General features: G+C 45.2%; 2 protein-coding genes and 1 pseudogene. 2 read left to right on the top strand and 1 reads right to left on the bottom strand.

Annotated elements, in window-relative coordinates; genetic code table 11:
• Positions 1-338, top strand: a pseudogene (locus AAGC78_RS19005) (electron transporter RnfD); the annotation flags it as partial.
• A gap of 48 nt (positions 339-386) precedes the next feature.
• Here the strand turns inward: AAGC78_RS19005 and AAGC78_RS19010 are convergent.
• Positions 387-1,523 carry an endo-1,4-beta-xylanase gene (locus AAGC78_RS19010; RefSeq protein WP_435785686.1) on the bottom strand — a complete coding sequence of 379 codons (1,137 nt, stop codon included), beginning with the start codon at positions 1,521-1,523 and terminating at the stop codon, positions 387-389.
• Positions 1,524-1,712: 189 nt separating this feature from the next.
• On the opposite strand from AAGC78_RS19010, the gene AAGC78_RS19015 reads away from it, so the two are divergent.
• On the top strand, positions 1,713-2,259 hold a 547-nt coding region (locus AAGC78_RS19015; protein WP_435785687.1), incomplete at its 3' end, for an alpha-glucuronidase family glycosyl hydrolase.

Here is a 2,259-nt window from a genome sequence, read left to right on the forward strand (position 1 = left end):
ATGATGCATGGTTGGTTGACCGCGAAAAACGCTTGCAGCCTATGCCAACGGATGCGCAGCGTGTACAAGCCTATATCGATTTTGTACGCAGTGTGCGCGCTAAATATCCCAACGCGCAGATTATTTGTGCATTGGGCAGCATGGACGCAACTGCTACACCGAAATGGCCGGGATACATCACTACTGCGGTTGAGCGGATGAAAAAAGAAAATAAAGATCAGAAGTTGGATACGATTTTCTTTGAGTTTACCGGCTTCGGCGGTCACCCGCGTATTGCCCAGCACAAAGCGAATGCAGAAAAATTAACGGCATTTATCAAGCAGAAAATGAATTGGTAATCTGGAGTGGAAAAAACGGGCGATCAAACATCGCCCGTTTTTTTATGGCTAGCGTTTTAAATCCAACAGGCGGAAATAAGCTGCTTTTGGTTCGTGTTGACGATTAAACAATAGTGGATAGTTAGTTCTGCCCTTGATGGGGAAATCATTGAGCCAGCTGGCATCATCGCTTACACCCCAGAAGGTAACACGGTCGATTTTATCGCGGTGTTTCAGCAGAATTTTAAAAAGTGATTCATAGGCTTTTGCGAGTTTTTCATCGATCTCTTTTGGTAGCCCTTTAATATAAGGATCGCGCTCCGGTTTGTATTCAAAGCGCGTAGAAATTTCAGCAACTGGCAAATTCCAGACGGAAGGCAGTACATCAATATCCAATTCGGTGAGATGAACTTTCAGCCCCAGTGCAGAGTAGGCGAGGATGCTATCCTCAAAATCCTGCATATTGGTTTCCAGGCCGATGTGCGCCTGCATACCTAATCCGTGAATTGGTGTTCCGCGTTGTTGTAGACGTTTGATCATTTCGATGGTTGCCTGGCGTTTTTCCGGGCGCTCATTGTTGTAATCGTTGTACATCAGGTGCGCGTTGGGATCTATCTCATGAGCGAGATTAAATGCATTCACCAGAAAGTCATCGCCCATGATTTTGTACCAATGACTATCGCGCATTTTATTGTCATCGCCAACGGCCTCATTGACTACATCCCATGCGGCGAGTTTACCTTTGTAGCGGCTCACAATAGTGGTGATGTGTTCTTTCTGCCTTTTTGCCAACTCAGCTTTTGAAATGTAAGTGCCGTCTTTATTTTTAAAAACGCTGTCAGGAATCTGGCTGTGCCAGCCGAGCGTGTGGCCGACCATGTGTAACTTATGTTTTGTTCCAAAGTCGACAAAAGCATCAGCGTCTTGCCATTTCCAACTGCCGTCTTCGTTGCGCATCTCGCCCCATTTCATGCAGTTTTCCGGCGTGATGGAATTAAACTCTTTATTCACCAATGCAATCAGTTTCGGGTCCTGTTGTTTGATAATGGTGGCGCTCAAGGCTGCACCAATCAAAAAATCATCTTTATAGGCATCTTTTAAACCTGTTGCAGTGCTGGCTTTTTCTGCAGCTTGTAATTTGGCGGCGGCCATAGCGGTCGTTGTGGCACCGGTTAGTGCGAGTAATTGCCTGCGTGAAATATTCATGGATGAGCCTCGTGAATTATGCGTTATCGGAGTTCTTATCATTTTTGGTCGACCAGGTACTGTATTAAAGCTGCAGTCTGATTTACTGTTGGTCATCCTTTACATTTATTGAATGTGTATTCTTGTATACCAGTGATATATTTGCAATGACTATAAGATGCTAACTAAAAATAATCCACGGGGGTTGGTGTGCGCCGTATATTTCTTTACAAAATATTCATTTTATTGACGCTTGTGCTCGGCCTTAGCTCGCCTGTCCGGGCTGAAGACGGCTATGAGATGTGGCTGCGTTACCAACCCTTAGTTGATCAAAAGCTTCGCAAGTCTTACCAGCAGCAGTTGGGCAACATTGTGGTAGAGGGCAATTCGCCCAGTTTACAGGTGGCCGTTACCGAGCTGCAGCGTGGATTGGGTGGATTGCTGGCCAAACCATTTGCGATCAGTAAAACCTTATCAACCGATGCGCTGTTGGTGGGTACACCTGCAAATTCCCCTTTAATTGCTTCGCTACATTTGAACGAACGCCTGTCGCTTTTGGGTGCTGAAGGGTATTTGATTGAAAGTACAAAAGTTAACAAGCGCAATGTCACCATTATTGCCGCTAACTCCGATATTGGTGTGCTTTACGGTAGTTTCCATTTATTGCGTTTGATTCAAACACAACAATCGCTCGATAAAATTTCAATCGCCAGCGCACCAAAATTACAGCACCGGGTAATTAATCATTGGGACAATT

Source organism: Cellvibrio sp. (assembly GCF_039207905.1).
Classification (GTDB): domain Bacteria; phylum Pseudomonadota; class Gammaproteobacteria; order Pseudomonadales; family Cellvibrionaceae; genus Cellvibrio.

Bases quoted from the DNA above. Each gene is read 5' to 3' on its own strand.
- AAGC78_RS19010 (WP_435785686.1), bottom strand. From the start codon at position 1,523: ATGAATATTTCACGCAGGCAATTACTCGCACTAACCGGTGCCACAACG.